The organism is Rhizobium pisi, assembly GCF_003938655.1.
Lineage (GTDB): Bacteria > Pseudomonadota > Alphaproteobacteria > Rhizobiales > Rhizobiaceae > Rhizobium > Rhizobium pisi.
Map to the genome: position 1 here is coordinate 1 of NZ_RJJT01000013.1, position 20081 is coordinate 20081.

The window sequence follows — 20081 nt, forward strand, 5'->3', positions numbered from 1 at the left end:
CCATGAGTTCGCGAAAACCCAAGTAAGGTAGGCCAAACAGCGCAAGGCGTGACTGTCCCAAGATCATCTGCATCTCAGAAATCCGTTCTCTCAATGCTGGGCGCGGCCTCTTTCATGCCACCTCCTGAAAAAGAATGCCGTTATCGGCCGCCGCGATGGAGCACGACGCAATAGCGCGCCGGCGCGTTGCCTGGATTGTGGAAGACGTGGCCCTCGCCGACCGGCATGAAGAGGCAATCGCCCGGGCGCAGCCGGTAGACGGCCTCGCCCGCCGTCATCTCCAGCTCGCCGTCGAACAGCCAGACATGCTGCGTCATGCCGTGGGATGCGGCATGCGGGGGAAAACTGACGCGGGCGCCAGGGGGGAATTCGACCTCGACAATATCGACATCGGAGGCGGTGCCGGGAGCCGAAACCGAGCGCCTGAGATAACCGGTCTCCGGATCACGCCAGACCTGTTGCTCCTGTCGGCGGGCAAGTGGCGAGGCCTGATGCCCCTCCTCCGCGAAGAAGGCCGACAGCGACAGGCCAAGCGCGGCACAGATCCTTGCCAGCAGCGAGGCGGTCGGGCTCGCTTCCGCCCGCTCGATGCGCGAGATCATCGCGCGGCTGACGCCGGAGGCCTCGGCAAGCTCATCCAGCGTCAGGGTCTTTTCCAGCCGCAGCTTGCGGATGCGGATGCCGATCGCCTGTTCGAGTTCCTGTTCCATCTTCCGATCCATGATTCTACTATAAGAGAAATACATTGTCTGATGATGGAATCAAGCCTCGATACGACCGGTATCCTACCTTGCTTTCACCGCGATGCCGTCGCTATATGGCGGCGCACTTCTGGGAGAAGAGGATGGACGGCAAGATGCAGAATACGGACGTGACGGGAAGCTTCACAGCTGCCGCCTGGGACCGGATCGCGCCAATCATGGCCGAGATCGAGCGACTGCCGCTGCTGGAACGGCTTTCGGACGGCACGCTGCCGCCAGAGGTTTTCCGGCACTACATCCTGCAGGATGCGCTCTACCTGAAGCATTACGCCCGATGCCTCGCCATCGTTGCGGCCAAAGCGCCCGACAATGCGCAGGTTCTGCGCTTCCTCGGTTCGGCGCAGAAGGCCATCACCGTGGAGCAGGGCCTGCATGCCGGCTTCCTCACTCAGTTCGGCATCACGTCGGCGGATGTCACGGCTGCAGAGCCCTCGCCTGCCGGCTTCGCCTATACCAACTTCCTGCTGGCCACCGCCTATCACAGCTCCTACGCGGTGGCACTTTCCTCCATCCTCCCCTGCTTCTGGATCTACTGGCACGTCGGCGAAGCGATCAAGAACCGACCTGCTACCGAGGGCAACGCGTTCCAGGCCTGGATCAACACCTATGGCGATCCGCAGTTCGCAGCCGGAGCCCGCGAAGTGATCGCGCTGACCGACATCGCCGCCCGCGCCGCATCGCCGACGGAACGCGCTCAAATGACAGATGCCTTCGTGCGCGCCTCGCAATATGAATGGATGTTCTGGGATTCGGCCTGGCGGCTGGAGACATGGCCGGTCTGACACGCGTCCGATAAGCTGCAAATAGCGTAAACGGCGGGATAATTACCGCTTTGCGGCAAGGGGCGGCGCTGCTATATGGCGCGCATGAGCACCAATTCGACCACTCCGCTTTCCCATATCCGCAACTTTTCGATCGTGGCCCACATCGACCACGGCAAATCGACGCTGGCCGACCGCCTGATCCAGACAACGGGCGGCCTTGCCGAGCGCGAAATGTCCGAGCAGGTGCTCGACAATATGGATATCGAGCGCGAGCGCGGCATCACCATCAAGGCGCAGACCGTGCGCCTGCATTACCAGGCGAACAATGGCGAGAAATACATTCTCAACCTGATCGACACGCCCGGTCACGTCGACTTCGCCTATGAAGTCTCGCGCTCGCTGTCGGCCTGCGAGGGCTCGCTGCTCGTCGTCGACGCCAGCCAGGGCGTGGAAGCGCAGACACTCGCCAACGTCTACCAGGCGATCGACAACAACCACGAGATCGTCACCGTCCTCAACAAGATCGACCTGCCAGCCGCAGAACCCGACCGCATCAAGGAACAGATCGAGGAAGTGATCGGCATCGACGCTTCGGAGGCCGTGCTGATTTCGGCCAAGACCGGCCTCGGCATTCCCGACGTGCTGGAGGCGATCGTCCACAAGCTGCCGGCGCCGAAGAGCCCGGGCGGCGAGAAAGCGCCGCTGAAGGCGCTGCTCGTCGACAGCTGGTACGACACCTATCTCGGCGTCATGGTTCTCGTGCGCATCATCGACGGCGTGCTGACCAAGGGCCAGACGATCCGGATGATGGGCACGGATGCCAAATACCAGGTCGAGCGCGTCGGCGTGCTGACGCCGAAGATGGTCACCGTCGACAGCCTCGGCCCCGGCGAGATCGGCTTCATCACCGCCTCGATCAAGGAAGTGGCCGATACACGCGTCGGCGACACGATCACCGAGGACAAGCGGCCGACGGCGCAAGCGCTGCCGGGCTTCAAGCCGGCGCAGCCCGTGGTATTCTGCGGTCTCTTCCCGGTCGATGCCGCCGATTTCGAGGATCTGCGCGCCGCCATGGGCAAGCTTCGCCTCAACGACGCCTCGTTCTCCTTCGAAATGGAATCATCGGCGGCACTCGGCTTCGGCTTCCGCTGCGGCTTCCTCGGCCTGCTGCATCTCGAAATCATCCAGGAACGTCTGGAGCGCGAGTTCGACCTCGACCTCATCGCCACCGCACCCTCCGTCGTCTACAAGATGTACATGACCGACGGCACGGAGCGCGAGCTGCACAACCCGGCCGACATGCCCGATGTCGTCAAGATCTCCGAAATCCACGAGCCGTGGATTCGCGCGACGATCCTGACGCCCGACGATTATCTCGGCGGCATCCTGAAGCTCTGCCAGGACCGCCGCGGCATCCAGATCGAGCTCACCTATGTCGGCACGCGCGCGATGCTGACTTACGACCTGCCGCTCAACGAAGTCGTGTTCGATTTCTACGACCGGCTGAAGTCGATCTCGAAGGGCTATGCCTCCTTCGACTACACGCTCACCGACCACCGCGAGGGCAACCTCGTGAAGATGTCGATCCTCGTCAACGGCGAGCCGGTTGACGCGTTGTCGATGATGGTTCACCGGACGGCCGCCGAAAAGCGCGGCCGCGACATGTGCGAAAAGCTCAAGGAGCTGATCCCGAAGCATATGTTCAAGATCCCGATCCAGGCAGCGATCGGCGGCAACGTCATCGCCCGCGAGACGATCTCGGCGCTGCGCAAGGACGTGACCGCGAAATGCTACGGCGGCGACGCCACCCGCAAGCGCAAGCTGCTCGACAAGCAGAAGGCCGGCAAGAAGCGCATGCGCCAGTTCGGCAAGGTGGAGATTCCGCAGGAAGCGTTTATTGCGGCATTGAAGATGGGCGACGAATAACGCTTCTCAATAGCATCTTATGCGCATACGATCTGCGCATAAGATTGCGGAGATCGTTATGGCTCAGCGGCCAAGAAAAGCAGCGAACCTGTCTCTGGATGGAGGTCTCGTGTCCCAGGCACGCGAGCTCCAGATCAATATATCCCGAGCGGCGGAAGATGGAATCGCAAAGGCCATAAAGGCGGAGCGCGAGCGGCTGTGGCGTATCGAGAACGCTGAGGCTATCCGGCTGGAAAACGAATATGTTGAAAAGCACGGCTTGCCGTTCGCCAAGTACCGTCAGTTTTGATGGCGCGCTTTCACGCCTATCGACTTAAGAGCGGAAATCTCCTGGCCATCGATCTTCAAGCCAATCTACTGAACGACCTGCCTTCGCGAATCATGGTTCCGCTGCATCCGGTGCAAGAACTGAGCTGGTCGATCTCACGGCTGAACCCACGCTTTCCCATAGAGGGGGAAACCTATGTCATGGCCACTCAGCGCATGGCGTCGGTCCCGGCCGCTGAAATCGGAGGCGTCGTCGCGGATCTTACCGCCGACAGTGACCGCATCGTCGCTGCCGTCGATTTTCTCTTCCAGGGCTTCTGAACGTTCACCCCCTGCCCATATATTCCTTCACCAGCCCCTCATACGCGTCCATCGCGGGCAGCGCCTCGTAGCTGTGCGCCGCGCCGGTCTCGGCGAAGGACAGCTTCTCTCTCGTCCATGTTTCGATGAAGGGCGTGAACCAGCTGGGGTCGTCGAGCATGGTCGTGCGCAGATTGACGAACCAGTCCATGCCTTCCGGCCGGGTGAACATCCAGCTCATGCAATAGGGGCAGAAATAGTGCCTGGTCAGGCCGTGCAGGCCGCCGATCACCGGCTCGCCTTTCGTCACTTCGAAGCCTTCGCTGGGGATGGCGGCGCTCAGCGAATAGGCGCTCCCGGTCATTTTCTGGCACCCCGTGCAATGGCAGGCCATGGTCAGCAGCGGCGGGGCGCTGATCTTCAACCGCACCCGGCCGCAACGGCAGCCGCCTTCCATCGGTAAATTCGGCTCGCTCATGATTTTCCTCCCGTTTCGCCTTCTCATCTAGCGGAGCTTTCGTCGCTGTCGAGATGGCAAGGCCACAAGTGAGGCCCTGCCAAGCGCCGTCAGGCGACGGCCTCGCGGCGGGAACCGTCACGGCCGTGCAAGCCCGTCGCCATCACGAGTGCGCCAAGCGCAGCGGCGAGAAGCGGTACCAGAAGTGCGACGCGCAGGGATTCCAGCCGGGCTTCGGGAGAGACTGCGTCACCCAGCATATAGGCGCCAATGGCGCTGACGCCGGAAAGGCCGAGCGCGGCTCCGAACTGGATCGCCGTATTGACCAGTCCGCTGGCAAGCCCGTGCTCGTCCTCGGCAATACCGTCGGTCGCGACGATGGTCAGCGGGCCGTAGCCGAGGGCAAAGGCCAGGCCGAGCAGCAGCATCGACGGGAACATGGCGGCATAAGTCCAGTCGAAGCCCATGCGCAAGAACAGGCCATAGCAGGCAAGCGCCAGCAGGAAGCCTGCGAGGATGACGCGGACATTGCCGAAGCGGTCGACGAGCCGCGGCGTCAGGATCGGCGCGACCACTGCATCAATGCCGATCGCCATCAGCGCTAGGCTCGTCTGCATCGGCGTCCAGCCGAGCAGTTCCTGCAGATAAAGCGAGGCGATGAACTGGAAGCCGAAAAACGAGCCGGCAAACAGCAGGGCGCCGAGATTGGCGCGAATCAAGGCGCCCGAGCGCAGGATGCCGAGCCGCACCAGCGGGGCGGACGAGGCGCGCTCGATCAGGATGAAGGCAAGCCAGAGCACGGCACTTGCCGCAAAGACGGCGATCGTCCATTCTGTGCCCTCGCCCGGATGCTCGAGACGGGTGACGCCAAAGGCGGCCAGCAGCATGGCGCCGGTCAGCGCGATTGCGCCTGATATATCGAACTTTCCGTGGACGGTTCCCGCATTCCTGTCTGTGATGAGCCGAGGGCCGACGGCAAGCAGGATTGCTGCCAGCACCACCGGCGCGAAGAACACCCAGCGCCAGTCGATGGCGGCAAGGAGGCCACCGGCGACGAGGCCGAGCGAGAAGCCGGCCGAGGCCGTCGAGGCATAGATCATCACCGCCCGGTTGCGCTGCGGTCCTTCGGGGAAATTGGCGGTGATGAGTGCCAGGCCGGCCGGCGTCATGAAGGCGGAAGCGGCACCCGTGACGAAGCGAGCGAGAAGCAGCATCCAGCCCTCGCTCGCGAGACCGCCGAGGCCGGAGAAGGCGAGGAAGACGGCAAGCGCCGTCAGGAAGACCCGCTTCTTGCCGAAAATATCGGCGGCGCGGCCGCCAAGCAGCATGAAGCCGGCATAACCCAGCACATAGGCGCTGACGACGGCGCTGAGCGTCGTTGTCGACAGGCCGAGATCGGCCCTGATCGCCGGCAGCGCGATGTTGAGCATGGCGACATCGATACCTTCGAGGAAGATTGCGCCGCAGAGCACGATCAGCGCCCCGGCTGCGCGGGCGCTCATGCGCCCTTCAACTGCTTTGGTTGGGGAAGATGGTGTGGACATGGAATCCGTTCCTTCGGTTGACACGCTGAAACAACGGGCTGAGGCATGGAAGTTACTTTTCATGCCTCAGTTCCCTCTTGTAACCGAAGCCTAGTTAGGACATGATCCGGTGCCATGGAAGAAGGCACTTCAAACTCACCGAGTGACATTTGCAGCACCGGCAAGGACGATAGCGTCCTGCGAGGCAAGGACTATGACGTCCTGCAATGGGATGCGCGCGAGGAGTGCGAGGTCCGGCAGATCCTCGACCGGATTGCCGACAAGTGGTCGCTGCTCGTCATCGCGCTGCTCGAGAAACGCACACTTCGCTTCACGGAATTGAAGAGGAATATCGACGGCATCAGCCAGCGCATGCTGACGACGACGCTCAGACACCTGGAACGCGACGGCATCATCGAGCGTACCGTCTATCCCGTCGTGCCGCCGAAGGTCGACTATGCGCTGACACCGCTCGGCTGCACGCTGCACGAAACGATTCGTTCGCTGGTGCTGTGGACCGAACAGAACCAGGCGGACATCATCGCCGCGCGACAGCGCTACGACGCGCGAGGCGGCAGCAATAATCCGTAGCCGACGAACGAATGCCGCCGCTGACCGACCCAATCAGACAATTCCGGATGACGATTATCGGATGCGGGCCGGGTTGCCGACGACGGTTGCGCCGGCCGGCACATCCTTTGTCACTACGGCGCCGGCACCGACGATCGCGCCCTGCCCGACCGTGACGCCACCGAGGATGATCGCGCCGCCGCCGATCCAGACGTCGCTGCCGATGACAACAGGCCGAGCGATCTCGATGCCGGTACTACGAAGCGCCGGATCTTTGTGATGCTCGGCGCAATAGATCTGCACGCCGGGGCCGAACATGCTGCGATCGCCGATCGTTACCCGACCGGAATCGAGAATGGTGCAGCCGGCATTGAAATAGACGCGCTCGCCGAGAACGATGTTCATGCCATAGGAGCAGTGAAACGGCGCCTCAATGAAGATATCGGAGGCTGCCTGCGCAAAGAGCGCCCTCAGGGCGGGCGCTGCGGCGCCGCGCTCATCCGGCGGCAGCGTATTATGCGCGTGGACCGCCAGACGCGCTTGTTGACGCAGGCGATCGAGTTCGTTGTCGAGGCAGCAATACCATTCACCCGCCGCCATCTTCTCGCGTTCGCTTGCCGGCATCTGATCGCCTCTCACGCGGAAGCCTGAGACAGCAGCCGAACCTCTTCCGGTTCGATGAGGCTGACCCAGGCGCGGGCAATGGCAAGGCCCGCGGCATCGGCAGCACCCGCATATCTTGCCGCCAATTCGGCATGGTTCTCCAGCCAGCCGGGCGCAATGCGCGCGATCGTCTCAGGGAATTCGGCCTTCCATTGTTCGACGACCGCTGCATTAGCCTCGAAATGGAATTGGGTGGCGTAGACGGCGCGGCCGATGCGAAACGCCTGGTTTTCAGCGACGGGGCTGGTGGCGAGACGCACCGCGCCTTCGGGCAAGGAAAACGTGTCGGCATGCCATTCGAAGATAGTGAACTCGCCGCCAAGCGCCGACAGCAGCGGATCGGCCTTGCCCTCGGCGGTGACGCCGATCCCATGCCAGCCGAATTCGCGGGCAACGCCCAGCAGATTGTCGGCGCCATAGGCGCGGGCAAGGATCTGGCTGCCGAGGCAGATGCCGAGCACGGCCTTGCCGGCATCGCCGAAACCGCGCGCCAGCCGTGCGAGGTCCAGTAGATAGGGATGGGAGTCGTCATCCAGCGCACTCTGCTCACCGCCGAGAACGACGAGCGCATCATGGCCGGATATATCCTTCGGCAGGATGCCGTCCTGCCACACCCGGAACCACTCGATCTCCGCTCCTGCCTCGTCGAGTGCCGTGGCAAGCGCACCGAGGCCCGTATTCCTCATGTTTTCGATGACTGCGACGCGCATGAGCTTTCCCTGGTGTGGCCGACGAGGGGAAGAGACCATGCCGAAGGGCGGCGCGCAAGACGCCTGTGCGCGATTGCGTGAGCGCGCCACAGAGCTTAAATCAACGTAACGAAAGGAAATCGCCATGACAGAAAAAGCCCGCGTCTCGATCCTCTACTGCACCCAGTGCAACTGGCTTCTGCGCGCCGCCTGGATGGCGCAGGAGCTGCTGCACACCTTTTCCGACAGCCTCGGCGAAGTGGCGCTGATCCCCGGCACCGGCGGCAATTTCGAGATCCGCGTCAACGGCGATCTCATCTGGGAGCGCAAGCGCGACGGCGGCTTTCCCGGGCCGAAGGAGCTGAAGCAGCGGGTCCGCGACATCGTCGAACCTGGCCGCGATCTCGGCCACGTTGACCGCGCCTCGCTCGAAAGCTAACCGCGCCTCAGCGATAGGGCGAGCGGCAGACCCTGTAGACACCCTCATAGGTGAGGAAGTGATCCGTCCTCGGATTGTAAGAGCGGTATTCGTTGGTGCACCAGGCGATATGCTTGTTCGGATCCTTCGGCTGCACAGGGCGCACCGGCGGCGGATCATAGGTGAGCTGCGGCGGCCCGGCAGCCCCCGGCAGGTAATAGGTCGGCCCCGCACCCCTCGGCCGATAATTCGGCTGGACATAGGCGGGGCGATGCCATTGCTGCGGCCCGAAACCGAAGCAGCCGCGAAAATCGCAGAGCGTCGACCCGGTATTGACCGGCCCAAGCCCCGGTTTACCCAGCTTCAGCGAATCGGCTCCCGCCACGGCAGGCGCCAGAACAGCCAGAAGACCGGCGAGCAGAAGCGTGCGGGGAGCGAACATGATGCATTCCTTTCAGTATTTCCTTTATATAGGGCGTACTGAGCGAAGCGCTATGCCCGCCCTTCGGCCCTCCGCGCATGTGATCGGCTGCTTTTTCGCTAACTGTCAGGAAAACTTCAAAAACCCAGTTGACAGTCAGGGGCCGCCCCCTTACATCGCTCTCCGTCGCCCAGATGGCGGAATTGGTAGACGCGCCAGCTTCAGGTGCTGGTACCCGAAAGGGTGTGGAGGTTCGAGTCCTCTTCTGGGCACCATTCCATTCTTGATCGCTACCAAGATCAAGGAGTTAAGTCTTTTCAATCAGGTTGCGCGGTTGGCACTTTGTAAGAAGGCCTGACGACGCGCTTTGCCTAGATGCGTGGTCCCAGGCCGCCGATGGCGGAAGCCAAATCAGCGCAGGACACCCCGGACCATCGGCCGGCGCATGATGGTCTGGTTCAATGGCCTGTCACGCAGCCATGTGCGGTGTCGTCTTCCCGCTGTCGGAGATCACTGACAAAACCGCAATGCCGGCTTCTCTGGCAGCGCTGAGAAGCAATTCCCTGAGTTCGTCGATCCCGGCCTGCCCCATGATGGCATCGGCGCAAGCCTTGACGGCTGCGACGTACTCCTCGCCATCTTCAGACGGCCAGTCCGTCATCAGAACTTCAGCAGCGTCTCGGAGCGTCCTGACGATTCTATGCTTTCGCCGTTCGCCGAGAAAGAAAACGAGAGGCGCAAAATCCGCCGGTGTGTTCCATTGCATGGCATTTTCTCCCCAAGGATTAGAATATTAGTAACAATGCAAGAAGAATGCCAGAGGGAGGCGGGAGGCGTTTTGTCGCCCGATAGAACCGCTCTTTATGAACGGCCTCGGCAACAGCTGCATGACTGATGCGGAAGCGGTTCCATTGTTTCGCGTGGCCCCGCGGAAACGCGGCTGCCGCTTCCGACCCGCCCGCAAGCCTCGCACAAGAACGAAATCGGATACCGGGACAAGGATGACCATACGGCCGTTTTGCCTGTGGAGAGCCCCGCATACCGGACGGCCTCGCCGGGCGCCGGCCGAAAGCCATAACTGTTCTAAACACTCTGGAGTGCGCTTGGGATGAAAGTCGTAATTCTCGCCGGTGGTCTGGGTTCGCGCCTTGCCGAGGAGACCACGGTGCGCCCCAAGCCGCTGGTCGAAATCGGTGAAAAGCCAATCCTCTGGCACATCATGAACATCTATGCCCATCATGGCCTCAGTGATTTCATCATCTGCGCCGGCTACAAGGGCTATATGCTGAAGGAATATTTCGTAAACCTCTTCCTTCATCACAGCGACATCACAGTCGATCTCGCCACCAACACGGTCGAATATCACAAAGGCTCGAAGCCCAGCTGGCGCGTGACCGTGGTCGATACCGGCATGAGCTCCATGACAGGCGGCCGTCTCCGACGCATCCGCGACCATCTGAACCCGGACGAACCCTTCTGCATGACTTACGGCGACGGCGTTGCCGATATCGACATCTCCGAAGAGATTGCATTCCATCGCAGCCACGGACTGAAGGCGACGATGTGTGCGGTGACGCCTCCGGGCCGATTCGGCGCGACGAACATCGAGAACGACGTCGTGACCGCCTTCATCGAAAAGCCGAAAGACAATGGCCAACGCATCAATGGCGGCTTCTTCGTGCTCCACCCTTCGGTGATCGACCTCATAGAAGGTGACGACACGATCTGGGAAGCCGGCCCGATGCAGTGGCTGACAGCCAATAAGCAGCTGGCAGCATTCCGTCATAACGGCTTCTGGCAGCCCATGGATACGCTCCGCGAGCGCCACCAGCTCGAAGAACTCTGGAGTTCAGGAAAGGCGCCGTGGAAGATATGGGCCTGACGGACTTCTGGAATGGCCGGCGCGTATTCCTGACGGGACACACGGGGTTCAAGGGATCCTGGCTTTCATTGTGGCTGGAAAAGCTCGGCGCTGAGGTGACTGCTGTCTCGCTCGAGCCCGAAACCAATCCCTCGCTCTATGCGCGGCTTGCGCCCTGGAACAGGCAGGGCCATCACATCGCCGACATCCGCGATGCGGTCGCATTCAGACAGCATTTCATCGATTTCAAGCCTGAAATCGTCATCCACATGGCAGCACAGGCGCTGGTTCGGCGCTCCTACGAAAACCCGACCGAAACCTTCGCGACCAATGTGATGGGAACGGCGAACGTGCTCGATGCGGTGCGGGAAACATCGTCGGTCAAGACGGTTCTCGTCGTCACCTCCGACAAGGTTTATGCCAATAACGGCAGCGGCGTTCCGTTCGTCGAAACGGATACACTGGGCGGCAAGGATCCCTACTCCAACTCCAAGGCGTGCACCGAACTCGTCGTCCAGAGCTATCGTGACAGCTTCTTCAAGGCGCGCGCTATCAGGCTTGCAACGGTACGTGCCGGCAATGTCATTGGCGGCGGCGACTGGTCGAAAGATCGGCTGATCCCAGACTTCATCCGCGCCTTCGAAAGCGGCCAGCCGATCCTGCTGCGCTATCCCGAAGCGATCCGCCCTTGGCAGCATGTGCTGGAGCCGCTCGGCGGCTATCTCGCCTTCGCCGAAGCGCTAACGCTTCCCGGTGACGAGGACCTGCCCGAGGCTCTCAATTTCGGCCCCGATCCGCAGAGCTTCGCGACGGTTTCCGAGCTTGCCGAAGCGCTCGGCCTTGCTCATGGTGTGAACAACGTCTGGAAGCGGGCGCCGGGAGAACATCTGCCTGAAGCGCCTGCCCTTACCTTGAGTTCCGCTCTGGCGCTCTCCGCCATCGGCTGGCGTCCGCGCCTCAGCCTGCAGCAGACAATCGACTGGACAGCCGCCTGGTACAAGGCCAACCGAGAAGGCGCCGACATGCGCGCCTTCTCGCTCGGCCAGATCGCGGCCTATGAGGAAACAGTATCATGACAGCGCATAATTGCCGGTTCTGCAACGCTCCGCTGAAGCATCGTTTTGTCGACCTGGGCTCGATGCCGCTCGCCAATGCCTATCTGACGGAGGAGCAGCTCAAGCAGCCCGAGCCATCTTATCCGCTGCGCGCCTTCGTCTGCTCGGAATGCTGGCTGGTGCAGGCCGATGCCTTTGTTCCGCCGGAGGATATCTTCAGTCACTATGCCTATTTCTCCTCCTACAGCGATGGCTGGGTGGAGCATGCCCGCCAGTTTACCCTCATGGCCCGGAAGCGCTTCGGCCTCGATGAGGCATCGCAGGTGATCGAGGTGGCAAGCAATGACGGTTACCTCCTTAAGCATTTCGTCGAGGCCGGCGTACCGGTGCTCGGCATAGAGCCGGCTGAGAACGTCGCAGAAGTCGCGCGGCAAATCGGCGTTCCCACGGAAGCGCGCTTCTTCGGCAGGGAAACGGCGGCCGATCTCGTCTCCCGCGGCCTTGCCGCCGACATTGCCATCGGCAACAACGTGCTGGCACATGTTCCTGCTATTAATGATTTCGTCGGCGGTCTTTCGGCCGTGCTGAAGCGCGACGGCGTGGTCAGCGTCGAATTTCCGCATCTGCTGCGGCTGATGGAAAACATCCAGTTCGACACCGTCTATCACGAGCATTTCTATTATTTATCGCTGCTGGCAGTCGAGAAGGTCTTTGCGGCACACGGCCTCAAAGTGTTCGACGTTGAAGAATTGCCAACACATGGCGGCAGCCTGCGTGTGCTCGCCTGCCGGACAACCTCTACCGCACATGCGACCTGCCCAGGCGTTGCCAAGGTGCGCGCCGACGAAGCGGCCGCCGACTTCGAAAAGGTCGAGACCTACGAGGCCTTCCAGAACCGTGTGGCGCCGATCAAGGATGGGCTGCTTGCCTTCCTCAATGAAGCCAAGCGCAACGGCAAGACGGTTGCAGCCTATGGGGCGGCCGCCAAGGGCAATACGCTCCTGAATTTCTGCGGCATAGGCACCGACCTCATCGACTATGTCGTCGACCGCAATCCGCACAAGCAGGGGCATTACCTGCCGGGCAGCAAGCTGCCGATCTATGCGCCGGAGAAGATGGACGAGACGCAGCCGGATTATGTGCTCATCCTGCCCTGGAACATCAAGAACGAGGTCGTTGCGGCCAACAGCAGGGTCGGCGCCTGGGGCGGACGCTTCGCCGTCGCCGTGCCGGAACTGACGGTGATCGGATGAAATTTATTCCGACCGCGGTTTCGGGCGCCTTTGTCGTGGAAATCGACGCGCGCTCCGACAACCGTGGAATGTTCGCCCGAACCTTCGACGCGCAGAGCTTCGCGGCGCAGGGTCTGATACCGGTCTACCCGCAGTGTAATATCACGCAAAACCACAGGCGCGGGACGTTGCGCGGTATGCATTACCAGGCCGAGCCACGACCGGAGGTGAAGATCGTGCGTGCTACGCGCGGCAAGGTCTTCGACGTGGCGCTCGATCTGAGGCCGGATTCGCCGAGCTATCTCAAATGGGCATCAGTGGAACTCGATGCGGCCCGTCACAATGCCTTCTACATACCTGTCGGATGTGCCCACGGCTTCCTGACGCTCGAGGACGACTGCGAGCTCTTCTATCAGATGTCGCAAGCCTACGTACCGGAACTTGCCCGCGGTGTCCGCTGGGATGATCCCGCCTTTTCCATCGCCTGGCCGTTTACGCCGAGCGTCATCAGCGAGCGCGACGCCGCGCTTGAGAGCTACAGCCAGGAGACAAGTCTTTGAGCGGCATCAAACTCAGCATCTGCATCCCAACCTATAATCGCGAAGCCTACTTGCGAAACGCGCTCGAGCACTGCGAGAAATACAATTTCACCTTTCCCTACGAGATCGTCATTTCGGACAACGCTTCGACTGACAACACGACCCAGCTCGTTGAGGAATTCACCGCCAAAGGACTGCCGATCCACTATCATCGCCGCGCTGTCAACGGTGGCTCAGGGCCGAATCTCGCCTGCGCCTTCCATCATGCGGTCGGTGAATATTCGATCTACCTTGCCGACGACGATTTTCTGGTCCCGAGCGGCGTCGAGGCGGCGATGGCCTACCTGGACGCCAACCCCGAAGTCGCCGCTTGTCACGCGCCTTGGTATTTCTACGACGAGATCGAAGACCGCGACCTCTATCAGTTCTATAAGATCGATGAGAACGTCAAGTTCGAGCAGCGTAATTTCGCGGCGGTATTCCAGTTCATTTGCGAACGCCATATCTTCCCGGAGATCGGCATCTATCGCGCCTCGGCACTGCGGTCCTCCTGGGTCCCGCGCGATTTCTGCTTCTGGGCCTTCTCCTACCTCGCGCATTTCCTCGACCAGGGCGCCGTCGCCTTCCTGAAACAGCCGTTCTATCGCTCGGTCGCCGTCTCCAAGATTGCGCCGAACCGCCAGCAGGCCGGCAATGACGACGTCATGACCTCCTGGGACAAATATCGCGGCGGCCTCGAGTATTTCCTCTATATCGGCTCCAAGCGCGGCAATCTTGCCACGACCCGCGAAGCCCGCATCGTCTTCGAGGATCTCTGTAAGGTCTTCACGCTCAACCGCATGGCGGTCGCATTCCGTTTCTGGGCGCAAAGGAAGGATTTCATCAAGGCCTACGAGCTTTATACCCGCCTGGCGATCGGCGGCATGCCCGACCATCCCGAGGTCATCCATATCCGCAATTCGCTGCCGCTGATGGTGGCGATCCAGACTCTTGCCTATCAGGTCAGCGCAACCGAGGGCATCAGTCGCCTGATGCTCAGCGGCGTCGCTGACCGACGCTCAATCGAGGAAATGCTGCGCGATCTCGGCCTGCCGGCGGAGGTCGATGTCATCGAGGAAACGGCGGGCCACGATTTCGCCCTCACGAAGCACACGGCGGTTTTCATCGCCGACGCTACGCGCCACGACGAATTCGTCACACTCGGCTACAAGCCGAACCTGATCTTCAGCGAGCAGGACCTAATCCAGCACGTGATCATCTGAACGAATGCCGCGCGGAGCCTTGCGGCCAACGCTAAGCCTCGCGCCAGTTTCATGCGTTAGTCAGTTTTAATGTGCCCCCGGCTTTGCGAGTTCCAGGCCCTCATCCCGAGAGAATAAGGCATGACGAACAGAATATTCTACACCAAACCATCGATCACCGAGCTGGAAACCGGTTATGCCGCCGATGCTGCCGCAAACGGTTGGGGCGCGCGCTGCTACGATTACATCAATCGCTTCGAGCGCGAATTCGGCGCCTATCTCGGCAGCGGGTTTGCAATCGCGACATCGAGCTGCACCGGCGCGATGCATATGGGGCTCGCCGCACTTGGCATCGGCCCCGGCGATGAGGTAATCCTTGCCGACACGAACTGGGTGGCGACCGTAGCACCCATCACGCATCTCGGCGCGAGCCCCGTCTTCGTCGATGTTCTGCCCGATACATGGTGCATCGATCCCGCTGCCGTCGAGCGCAGCATCACGCCGCACACCAGGGCGATCATCGCCACGCACATCTACGGCAATCTCTGCGACATGGATGCACTGATCGAAATCGGCAAGCGCACCGGTGTCGCCGTGATTGAAGACGCGGCCGAGGCGGTCGGCTCGGTCTGGCACGGTCGCCGCGCCGGCTCGATCGGCACCTTCGGCACCTTCTCCTTCCATGGCACCAAGACACTGACAACAGGCGAAGGCGGCATGTTCGTCACCAGCGACGCCGATCTTTACGAAAAGGTGCTGACGCTCAGCAACCACGGCCGTGCCCGCAGCCAGAAGAAACAGTTCTGGCCGGACGTGATTGGTTTTAAATACAAGATGTCGAACGTCCAGGCGGCTATCGGCTGTGCCCAGTTGGAGCGCATCGACGAGCTCGTCTCCCGCAAACGGGAAATTCTTGCCGCCTATATGATGCGCCTCTCGACGCTCACCGGCATCAGCATGAACCCGGAATATACCGGCACGATCAACGGTGCGTGGATGCCTACGGCCGTCTTCCACTCTGCCACCGGTATCACTCGCGAAATGCTGCAACAGGCTTTCGAAGCGGCCAATATCGATGCGCGCGTCTTCTTCCACCCGCTTTCCAGCCTTTCGATGTTCGAGGGAAAGCCTGCCAACATCAACGCCTGGAGCATTCCGGAGCGAGCGATCAACCTGCCGAGCTACCATGACATGAGCGAGGCCGATATCAATCGTGTCGCCGAGACGCTGATCTCGGTCGTCCGCAGCCATCAGGACAGCAGCGCCGTTCACCTCCGCCAGTCGGCCTGAGCACAGACTATACAGAAGGTTTCAGAGACTTATGACCATCAAGGACGATCGCCTCGAATTCGAAGCCCGCAAGCGCGAAATGTCGCTTGCGCTCGGCAAGGACGAAGACGCCTTCCAGCAGGCACTGAACACGCTGGTGGCGCTCGACAAGTATGATTACGCCTATCTCTGGTCCTGGATGGGCGTGCCGATCATTCAAATGCCTGCCGACGTGATGGCCACCCAGGAGGTAATCTGGAACACCAAGCCCGACATCATCATAGAAACAGGTGTGGCTCGCGGCGGCTCGATGATCTTCATGGCTTCGCTGCTGAAGGTGATCGGCAAAGGCAAGGTGATCGGAGTCGACATCGACATCCGCGCCCACAACCGCGATTCCATCGAGAAGCATCCGCTCTCGCCGTTGATCACGCTGATCGAAGGACCGTCGACCACGGCCGAGACGCTTGCCAAGGTCAAAGCCGAAATCCCGGCCGGCGCTTCCGTCATGGTCGTTCTCGACAGCGACCACAGCCGCGATCACGTTCTCGATGAGCTGCGCTGTTACGGCCCGCTGGTCACCAAGGGCCAGTATATCGTCGTCGCCGATACCCTGCTCGGCAGGGGGGACATGTCTCAGACGCCGACCAAGCGCTCGAAAATCTGGTATCCCGGTGATGAGCCCTACGCGGCGCTCAACACCTATCTCAAGGAGACAGACCGTTTCGAGACCGACGAGGCGCTGAACGGCAAGCTGGTGCTTTCCAGTTCGCCGGGAGGATATCTTAAATGCATCCGCGGATGACGGAGAGGACGGAGAGCCATCGCCATGTTCCGCGCCAGGCGCTGGTCAGACTGCGCCCGGTGGCGGATTGCGACCGGCCGCTGCTCTTTTCCCTCCGCCGCGACAACGCGCTCCAGTCACTCCTGCTGACGGTGCCCGATGCAACCGATGATGCGGCGCTCGACGCCTGGATCGAACGGCGGCGTACTGAGACGGGTGGGGCATTTCTCGTCATCGAGGATCAGAACAGCGGTAAGGCTGAGGGCTATGTGCAGATCACCCAGGTCCATCGCCGGAACGCGACCGGCTACGGTGGCATCGTTCTGGCGGAGGGCGCGCGCGGCCTCGGGCTCGGACGCGCGGCCCTTGCCGAGCTTGCACGCCATGCTTCCCGCGTGCTCGGTCTTCGCAAGCTGATGGCTGAAATCGACATCGACAATGCTGCCTCCATAGGTCTGCATCTATCGCTCGGCTATCGCGAGGTGGGTCTTCTCGAAGCGCATTTCGCCGACGCCAATGGCATGACGCGCGACGTGATGCTGTTCGAGCGACGACTGGGGGACGAGTGACATGACTGCCGTCGTCATTACCCAACCGATGCTGTTTCCGTGGCCGGGCTTTTTCGAACAGCTGATGATCGCCGACGGCTATATTTATCTCGACGATACGCAGTTTTCGAAGGGTAGCTTCACCAACCGCATTCAGCTTTTACGCAGCAACGATCGTTGCTGGATGACGATCCCTCTTGCCGGCAAGGGCAGCTTTCAGAAGATTTCCGAACTCACCGCGGCGGGCGAGGACTGGAAAGCAAGCCATCGCGCGCTGCTGCGCCAATCATTGCTCGGCGCGCCCTTCATCGACGATGCGCTTTCGATCTTCGACAGCGTCTATCGCCATTCCTCACTGCTGGAGCTGCTGATCGCCAGCATTGAGGAACCCGCCCGCTATCTCGGCATCGGCAAGAACCGAAAGATCGAGAAGACCAGCGAGATGGGCGTCGAGGGCACTTCCTGGCAGCGCGTGCTGGATATCGTGCTGAAGGCCAGCGGCACTCGCTATCTCACGGGTCACGGTGCGGCGAATTATCTCGACCACACCGCCTTCGAACAAGCCGGCGTGCATGTCGAATACATGAACTACAGCCGCACCCCCTGGCCTCAGCCGGTCGGTACGTTCACCCCCTATGTTTCTGTGCTCGATCTCATCGCCCGAATGGGTCCGGAGGCGCGTAATTGTCTCATCCCGGCCACGGTAGCGTGGCAAGACTTCCTGAAGGAGGAAACGGTCACATCATGACAAACGCAAACGCAAAGATCACCGACAGCCTGCGCGCTGATTTCGGCACCAGGGGCTACCTCGTTATGCGGGGCTTCTACGATCCGGCTGCCGACATCGCGCCGATCCAGGAAGGCATCCGCCAGGTCCTTGAAGTGATCTGCAAGAAGTACGGCGTCGACGCTCCTATCGAAACCACGCATGACGCCATGATGATCGCTTATCCGAAGCTGATCGCCAAGAACCGCTCATGGGGTGGTGAGGTCTATGACGCGATAAAGCAGATCCCCGCCTTCATGCGTCTCGTCACCAGTATCACCAACGACGAAGCCTTCAAGGCACTGCGTCCAGATAGTGTTCCGGGCATTGCCGCCGGCGGCTACGGGATCCGCATCGACAACCCCGGGGAAGAAAAATTCCGCGCCCAGTGGCATCAGGAATTCCCCGGCCAGCTGCGCAGCGTCGACGGCGTTGTATTCTGGACGCCACTTCTGCCGGTCACTCAGGACATGGGGCCGGTACAGATCGCCGAAGGCTCGCATGCCGAAGGCTTGGTTCCCGTTTACGAGGACGATGCCGGCGCCGGCAAGACGGGCGCTTACGCTCTGCATCTCGACCGCGCCGAAGAGCGCCTCGCCCGCTACAAGCATGTCGCGCCGCTGACCAATCCGGGTGACCTCGTGCTGATGGACTTCCTGACGCTGCACCAGTCGGGTCACAATGTCTCGACCACGCCGCGCTGGAGCATCCAGTTCCGCTACTTCAACTACCTCGAGCCGGTTGGCATCCGCATCGGCTGGAAGGGCTCGTTTGCCGCCGGCGTGAAATTCGCCGATGTGCTTCCGGAGCTTTCCGTTCGGCGCGAGGCGGCGGAATGACGGCTTGCCGTGTCTGCGGTGGGAAGATTGCGGCGCCGGCCTATGAAACACCGGCGCCTGCCCTCACCTCCATCATGACCCTTCTCAACATTCCGACGCGCGTCTATGTCTGCGACGGATGCGGCCACGCGCAGTGCGACGAGATTCCCGATATCGAGACCTTCTACGATACCGGCTATCGCATTTCGCTGAGCAGCGAGGGTCATGACCAGATCTTTGCGGTCAAGCCCGACGGCACCGTCATTTTCCGGACCGACCATCAGGCGGAGATTGCACGCAATCTGCTTGATCTTCCGCAGGGAGCGAGGCTTCTGGACTACGGTGCGGCAAAAGCCGACACGCTGCGCAAGATCATCGCCGCGCGCCCCGATATCGAGCCTCATGTTTTCGATGTTTCCACCGACTACGCTTCAGCCTGGAATGGCTGGATCGCGCCAGACGCGCAGGCCGCCTATGAGGTACCAGAAACGTGGAACGGCCGCTTCGATGCGGCGATGAGCCATTTCGTGATCGAGCATGTGGCCGACCCGGTTGGTTTCATTCGCGGGATACACAAGCTCCTGAAGCCGCGCGGCACACTGCTGCTTTCGATGCCCGACGTTTCGGCCAACCCCGGCGACATGACGGTGGCGGACCATGTCAACCACTTCAGCGAGGCTTCACTTCGGCGGGCGCTTGCCGCCGGCGGCTTCGAAGTATCGATGATCGACGTGACATCGTTCCCAGGAGCCTTCTTTGCCGTTGCGGTACGCAGCGAGACGCCGGCCAGGCCGGAGCAGGATGCCATTCTCGTGCGGCAGGCTGTCGAGCGTGGGCTGGAGATCTGCGATTTCTGGCGGACCTCGGCTGCCAACCTCGAAAAGCGGGCTGCTACCTTCCGCGGGCGCAAAGTAGCGATTTACGGTGCTGGCTTTTATGGAGGCTGGATCTTCAGCCGTATCGGCAATGATGTCGAGCTGACCGCCTTCCTCGACCAGAATCCGGGGCTGCAGAATACGGAGCATTTCGGCTACCCTGTGAGCGCACCGACGGCAATTGCCGAAGATGCGGAGGCGCTGTTTATCGGCCTCAATCCGCTAAAGGCGCGTGCCGCGATCGCTAGCATGCCCTATCTGCATAGGCCGGGTTTGGAACTGCTCTGGCTGGAAGCCTGAAACCGAACAGGCCCGCGGCGGCTTCGCCTCCGGC

24 protein-coding genes and 1 tRNA gene are annotated in these 20081 nt (G+C 61.3%); 18 read left to right on the forward strand and 7 right to left on the reverse strand.

What is annotated here, in order from left to right; translation table 11 throughout:
• Positions 1 to 140 precede the first annotated feature (140 nt).
• On the reverse strand, positions 141 to 710 hold the full coding sequence (locus EFD55_RS18975) for a helix-turn-helix domain-containing protein (protein ID WP_125846591.1): 570 nt from the start codon (positions 708 to 710) through the stop codon (positions 141 to 143).
• 134 nt (positions 711 to 844) lie between these two features.
• Between EFD55_RS18975 and tenA the strand changes: the two genes are divergently transcribed.
• The 4 genes from tenA to EFD55_RS18995 all read left to right on the forward strand — a co-directional run bounded on the left by tenA (position 845) and on the right by EFD55_RS18995 (position 4039).
• Positions 845 to 1543 carry a thiaminase II gene (gene tenA / locus EFD55_RS18980; RefSeq protein WP_125846592.1) on the forward strand — a complete coding sequence of 233 codons (699 nt, stop codon included), beginning with the start codon at positions 845 to 847 and terminating at the stop codon, positions 1541 to 1543.
• 75 nt (positions 1544 to 1618) lie between these two features.
• Complete coding sequence (gene lepA, locus EFD55_RS18985; protein WP_125846593.1) at positions 1619 to 3451, forward strand: translation elongation factor 4; 1833 nt, start codon at positions 1619 to 1621, stop codon at positions 3449 to 3451.
• Positions 3452 to 3509: 58 nt separating this feature from the next.
• Positions 3510 to 3740: a type II toxin-antitoxin system CcdA family antitoxin gene (locus EFD55_RS18990; RefSeq protein WP_125846594.1), complete on the forward strand. Its 231-nt coding sequence runs from the start codon at positions 3510 to 3512 to the stop codon at positions 3738 to 3740.
• Positions 3740 to 4039 (forward strand): CcdB family protein, encoded by a 300-nt coding sequence (locus EFD55_RS18995; RefSeq protein WP_125846595.1) that lies wholly within the window; start codon positions 3740 to 3742, stop codon positions 4037 to 4039. Before EFD55_RS18990 ends, EFD55_RS18995 begins: the two co-directional genes overlap by 1 nt.
• A gap of 4 nt (positions 4040 to 4043) precedes the next feature.
• Here the strand turns inward: EFD55_RS18995 and EFD55_RS19000 are convergent, their stop codons facing one another.
• Both EFD55_RS19000 and EFD55_RS19005 read right to left on the reverse strand, forming a co-directional pair.
• Positions 4044 to 4496 carry a GFA family protein gene (locus tag EFD55_RS19000; protein ID WP_125846596.1) on the reverse strand — a complete coding sequence of 151 codons (453 nt, stop codon included), beginning with the start codon at positions 4494 to 4496 and terminating at the stop codon, positions 4044 to 4046.
• An 89-nt stretch (positions 4497 to 4585) separates the two neighbouring features.
• Complete coding sequence (locus EFD55_RS19005) at positions 4586 to 5977, reverse strand: MFS transporter (RefSeq protein WP_245438507.1); 1392 nt, start codon at positions 5975 to 5977, stop codon at positions 4586 to 4588.
• 156 nt (positions 5978 to 6133) lie between these two features.
• On the opposite strand from EFD55_RS19005, the gene EFD55_RS19010 reads away from it, so the two are divergent.
• Positions 6134 to 6589, forward strand: a complete 456-nt coding sequence (locus EFD55_RS19010) for a winged helix-turn-helix transcriptional regulator (RefSeq protein WP_125846598.1) — start codon at positions 6134 to 6136, stop codon at positions 6587 to 6589.
• A gap of 54 nt (positions 6590 to 6643) precedes the next feature.
• Here EFD55_RS19010 and EFD55_RS19015 read toward each other — a convergent pair whose 3' ends face one another.
• Together EFD55_RS19015 and EFD55_RS19020 are read right to left on the reverse strand one after the other, a co-directional pair.
• Positions 6644 to 7192, reverse strand: a complete 549-nt coding sequence (locus tag EFD55_RS19015; RefSeq protein WP_125846599.1) for a sugar O-acetyltransferase — start codon at positions 7190 to 7192, stop codon at positions 6644 to 6646.
• Between the two features lie 11 nt (positions 7193 to 7203).
• On the reverse strand, positions 7204 to 7941 hold the full coding sequence (locus EFD55_RS19020) for a type 1 glutamine amidotransferase (RefSeq protein ID WP_125846600.1): 738 nt from the start codon (positions 7939 to 7941) through the stop codon (positions 7204 to 7206).
• Positions 7942 to 8065: 124 nt separating this feature from the next.
• Here EFD55_RS19020 and EFD55_RS19025 point away from each other — a divergent pair, with 124 nt between their 5' ends.
• Entirely contained in the window at positions 8066 to 8359 is a 294-nt protein-coding gene (locus tag EFD55_RS19025; protein ID WP_071084390.1) for an Rdx family protein, read from the forward strand.
• Positions 8360 to 8366: 7 nt separating this feature from the next.
• On the opposite strand, the gene EFD55_RS19030 is transcribed toward EFD55_RS19025, so the two are convergent.
• Positions 8367 to 8780 (reverse strand): BA14K family protein, encoded by a 414-nt coding sequence (locus tag EFD55_RS19030; protein WP_125846601.1) that lies wholly within the window; start codon positions 8778 to 8780, stop codon positions 8367 to 8369.
• A 167-nt stretch (positions 8781 to 8947) separates the two neighbouring features.
• Between EFD55_RS19030 and EFD55_RS19035 the strand changes: the two genes are divergently transcribed.
• A tRNA-Leu gene (locus EFD55_RS19035) sits at positions 8948 to 9034 on the forward strand.
• A gap of 194 nt (positions 9035 to 9228) precedes the next feature.
• Here EFD55_RS19035 and EFD55_RS19040 read toward each other — a convergent pair.
• Positions 9229 to 9525 (reverse strand): DUF982 domain-containing protein, encoded by a 297-nt coding sequence (locus EFD55_RS19040; protein WP_125846602.1) that lies wholly within the window; start codon positions 9523 to 9525, stop codon positions 9229 to 9231.
• Positions 9526 to 9867: 342 nt separating this feature from the next.
• Between EFD55_RS19040 and rfbF the strand changes: the two genes are divergently transcribed.
• From rfbF to EFD55_RS19095, 11 genes are all read left to right on the forward strand, one after another.
• Positions 9868 to 10641 (forward strand): glucose-1-phosphate cytidylyltransferase, encoded by a 774-nt coding sequence (gene rfbF, locus EFD55_RS19045; RefSeq protein WP_125846603.1) that lies wholly within the window; start codon positions 9868 to 9870, stop codon positions 10639 to 10641.
• Complete coding sequence (rfbG, locus tag EFD55_RS19050; protein WP_125846768.1) at positions 10632 to 11696, forward strand: CDP-glucose 4,6-dehydratase; 1065 nt, start codon at positions 10632 to 10634, stop codon at positions 11694 to 11696. Before rfbF ends, rfbG begins: the two co-directional genes overlap by 10 nt.
• Positions 11693 to 12928: a class I SAM-dependent methyltransferase gene (locus EFD55_RS19055; RefSeq protein WP_125846604.1), complete on the forward strand. Its 1236-nt coding sequence runs from the start codon at positions 11693 to 11695 to the stop codon at positions 12926 to 12928. The genes rfbG and EFD55_RS19055 overlap by 4 nt, the downstream gene beginning before the upstream one ends.
• Positions 12925 to 13467, forward strand: coding sequence for a dTDP-4-dehydrorhamnose 3,5-epimerase (gene rfbC, locus EFD55_RS19060; protein WP_125846605.1), 543 nt, complete (start codon positions 12925 to 12927; stop codon positions 13465 to 13467). The genes EFD55_RS19055 and rfbC overlap by 4 nt, the downstream gene beginning before the upstream one ends.
• Complete coding sequence (locus EFD55_RS19065; protein ID WP_125846606.1) at positions 13464 to 14708, forward strand: glycosyltransferase family 2 protein; 1245 nt, start codon at positions 13464 to 13466, stop codon at positions 14706 to 14708. Before rfbC ends, EFD55_RS19065 begins: the two co-directional genes overlap by 4 nt.
• Positions 14709 to 14828: 120 nt before the next feature.
• Positions 14829 to 15977 (forward strand): DegT/DnrJ/EryC1/StrS family aminotransferase, encoded by a 1149-nt coding sequence (locus EFD55_RS19070; protein ID WP_125846607.1) that lies wholly within the window; start codon positions 14829 to 14831, stop codon positions 15975 to 15977.
• 31 nt (positions 15978 to 16008) lie between these two features.
• Complete coding sequence (locus EFD55_RS19075) at positions 16009 to 16761, forward strand: cephalosporin hydroxylase family protein (RefSeq protein ID WP_125846608.1); 753 nt, start codon at positions 16009 to 16011, stop codon at positions 16759 to 16761.
• Entirely contained in the window at positions 16746 to 17309 is a 564-nt protein-coding gene (locus EFD55_RS19080) for a GNAT family N-acetyltransferase (protein ID WP_245438509.1), read from the forward strand. Before EFD55_RS19075 ends, EFD55_RS19080 begins: the two co-directional genes overlap by 16 nt.
• A gap of 1 nt (position 17310) precedes the next feature.
• A complete protein-coding gene (locus tag EFD55_RS19085; protein ID WP_125846609.1) occupies positions 17311 to 18036 on the forward strand; it encodes a WbqC family protein in 726 nt (241 codons plus the stop codon).
• Positions 18033 to 18893: a phytanoyl-CoA dioxygenase family protein gene (locus EFD55_RS19090; protein ID WP_125846610.1), complete on the forward strand. Its 861-nt coding sequence runs from the start codon at positions 18033 to 18035 to the stop codon at positions 18891 to 18893. Before EFD55_RS19085 ends, EFD55_RS19090 begins: the two co-directional genes overlap by 4 nt.
• A complete protein-coding gene (locus EFD55_RS19095) occupies positions 18890 to 20047 on the forward strand; it encodes a methyltransferase domain-containing protein (RefSeq protein ID WP_125846611.1) in 1158 nt (385 codons plus the stop codon). Before EFD55_RS19090 ends, EFD55_RS19095 begins: the two co-directional genes overlap by 4 nt.
• The last annotated feature ends 34 nt before the right edge of the window (positions 20048 to 20081 follow it).

Coding starts and splice junctions, on each gene's coding strand:
- EFD55_RS19000 (WP_125846596.1), bottom strand. CDS start 4,496: ATGAGCGAGCCGAATTTACCGATGGAAGGCGGCTGCCGTTGCGGCCGG.
- lepA (WP_125846593.1), top strand. CDS start 1,619: ATGGCGCGCATGAGCACCAATTCGACCACTCCGCTTTCCCATATCCGC.
- rfbC (WP_125846605.1), top strand. CDS start 12,925: ATGAAATTTATTCCGACCGCGGTTTCGGGCGCCTTTGTCGTGGAAATC.
- tenA (WP_125846592.1), top strand. CDS start 845: ATGGACGGCAAGATGCAGAATACGGACGTGACGGGAAGCTTCACAGCT.
- EFD55_RS19010 (WP_125846598.1), top strand. CDS start 6,134: ATGGAAGAAGGCACTTCAAACTCACCGAGTGACATTTGCAGCACCGGC.
- EFD55_RS18995 (WP_125846595.1), top strand. CDS start 3,740: ATGGCGCGCTTTCACGCCTATCGACTTAAGAGCGGAAATCTCCTGGCC.
- EFD55_RS19075 (WP_125846608.1), top strand. CDS start 16,009: ATGACCATCAAGGACGATCGCCTCGAATTCGAAGCCCGCAAGCGCGAA.
- EFD55_RS19085 (WP_125846609.1), top strand. CDS start 17,311: ATGACTGCCGTCGTCATTACCCAACCGATGCTGTTTCCGTGGCCGGGC.
- EFD55_RS19070 (WP_125846607.1), top strand. CDS start 14,829: ATGACGAACAGAATATTCTACACCAAACCATCGATCACCGAGCTGGAA.
- EFD55_RS19055 (WP_125846604.1), top strand. CDS start 11,693: ATGACAGCGCATAATTGCCGGTTCTGCAACGCTCCGCTGAAGCATCGT.
- EFD55_RS19095 (WP_125846611.1), top strand. CDS start 18,890: ATGACGGCTTGCCGTGTCTGCGGTGGGAAGATTGCGGCGCCGGCCTAT.
- EFD55_RS19090 (WP_125846610.1), top strand. CDS start 18,033: ATGACAAACGCAAACGCAAAGATCACCGACAGCCTGCGCGCTGATTTC.
- EFD55_RS19025 (WP_071084390.1), top strand. CDS start 8,066: ATGACAGAAAAAGCCCGCGTCTCGATCCTCTACTGCACCCAGTGCAAC.
- EFD55_RS19005 (WP_245438507.1), bottom strand. CDS start 5,977: ATGAGCGCCCGCGCAGCCGGGGCGCTGATCGTGCTCTGCGGCGCAATC.
- EFD55_RS19080 (WP_245438509.1), top strand. CDS start 16,746: ATGCATCCGCGGATGACGGAGAGGACGGAGAGCCATCGCCATGTTCCG.
- EFD55_RS18975 (WP_125846591.1), bottom strand. CDS start 710: ATGGAACAGGAACTCGAACAGGCGATCGGCATCCGCATCCGCAAGCTG.
- EFD55_RS19015 (WP_125846599.1), bottom strand. CDS start 7,192: ATGCCGGCAAGCGAACGCGAGAAGATGGCGGCGGGTGAATGGTATTGC.
- rfbF (WP_125846603.1), top strand. CDS start 9,868: ATGAAAGTCGTAATTCTCGCCGGTGGTCTGGGTTCGCGCCTTGCCGAG.
- EFD55_RS19030 (WP_125846601.1), bottom strand. CDS start 8,780: ATGTTCGCTCCCCGCACGCTTCTGCTCGCCGGTCTTCTGGCTGTTCTG.
- EFD55_RS19040 (WP_125846602.1), bottom strand. CDS start 9,525: ATGCAATGGAACACACCGGCGGATTTTGCGCCTCTCGTTTTCTTTCTC.
- EFD55_RS18990 (WP_125846594.1), top strand. CDS start 3,510: ATGGCTCAGCGGCCAAGAAAAGCAGCGAACCTGTCTCTGGATGGAGGT.
- rfbG (WP_125846768.1), top strand. CDS start 10,632: ATGGGCCTGACGGACTTCTGGAATGGCCGGCGCGTATTCCTGACGGGA.
- EFD55_RS19020 (WP_125846600.1), bottom strand. CDS start 7,941: ATGCGCGTCGCAGTCATCGAAAACATGAGGAATACGGGCCTCGGTGCG.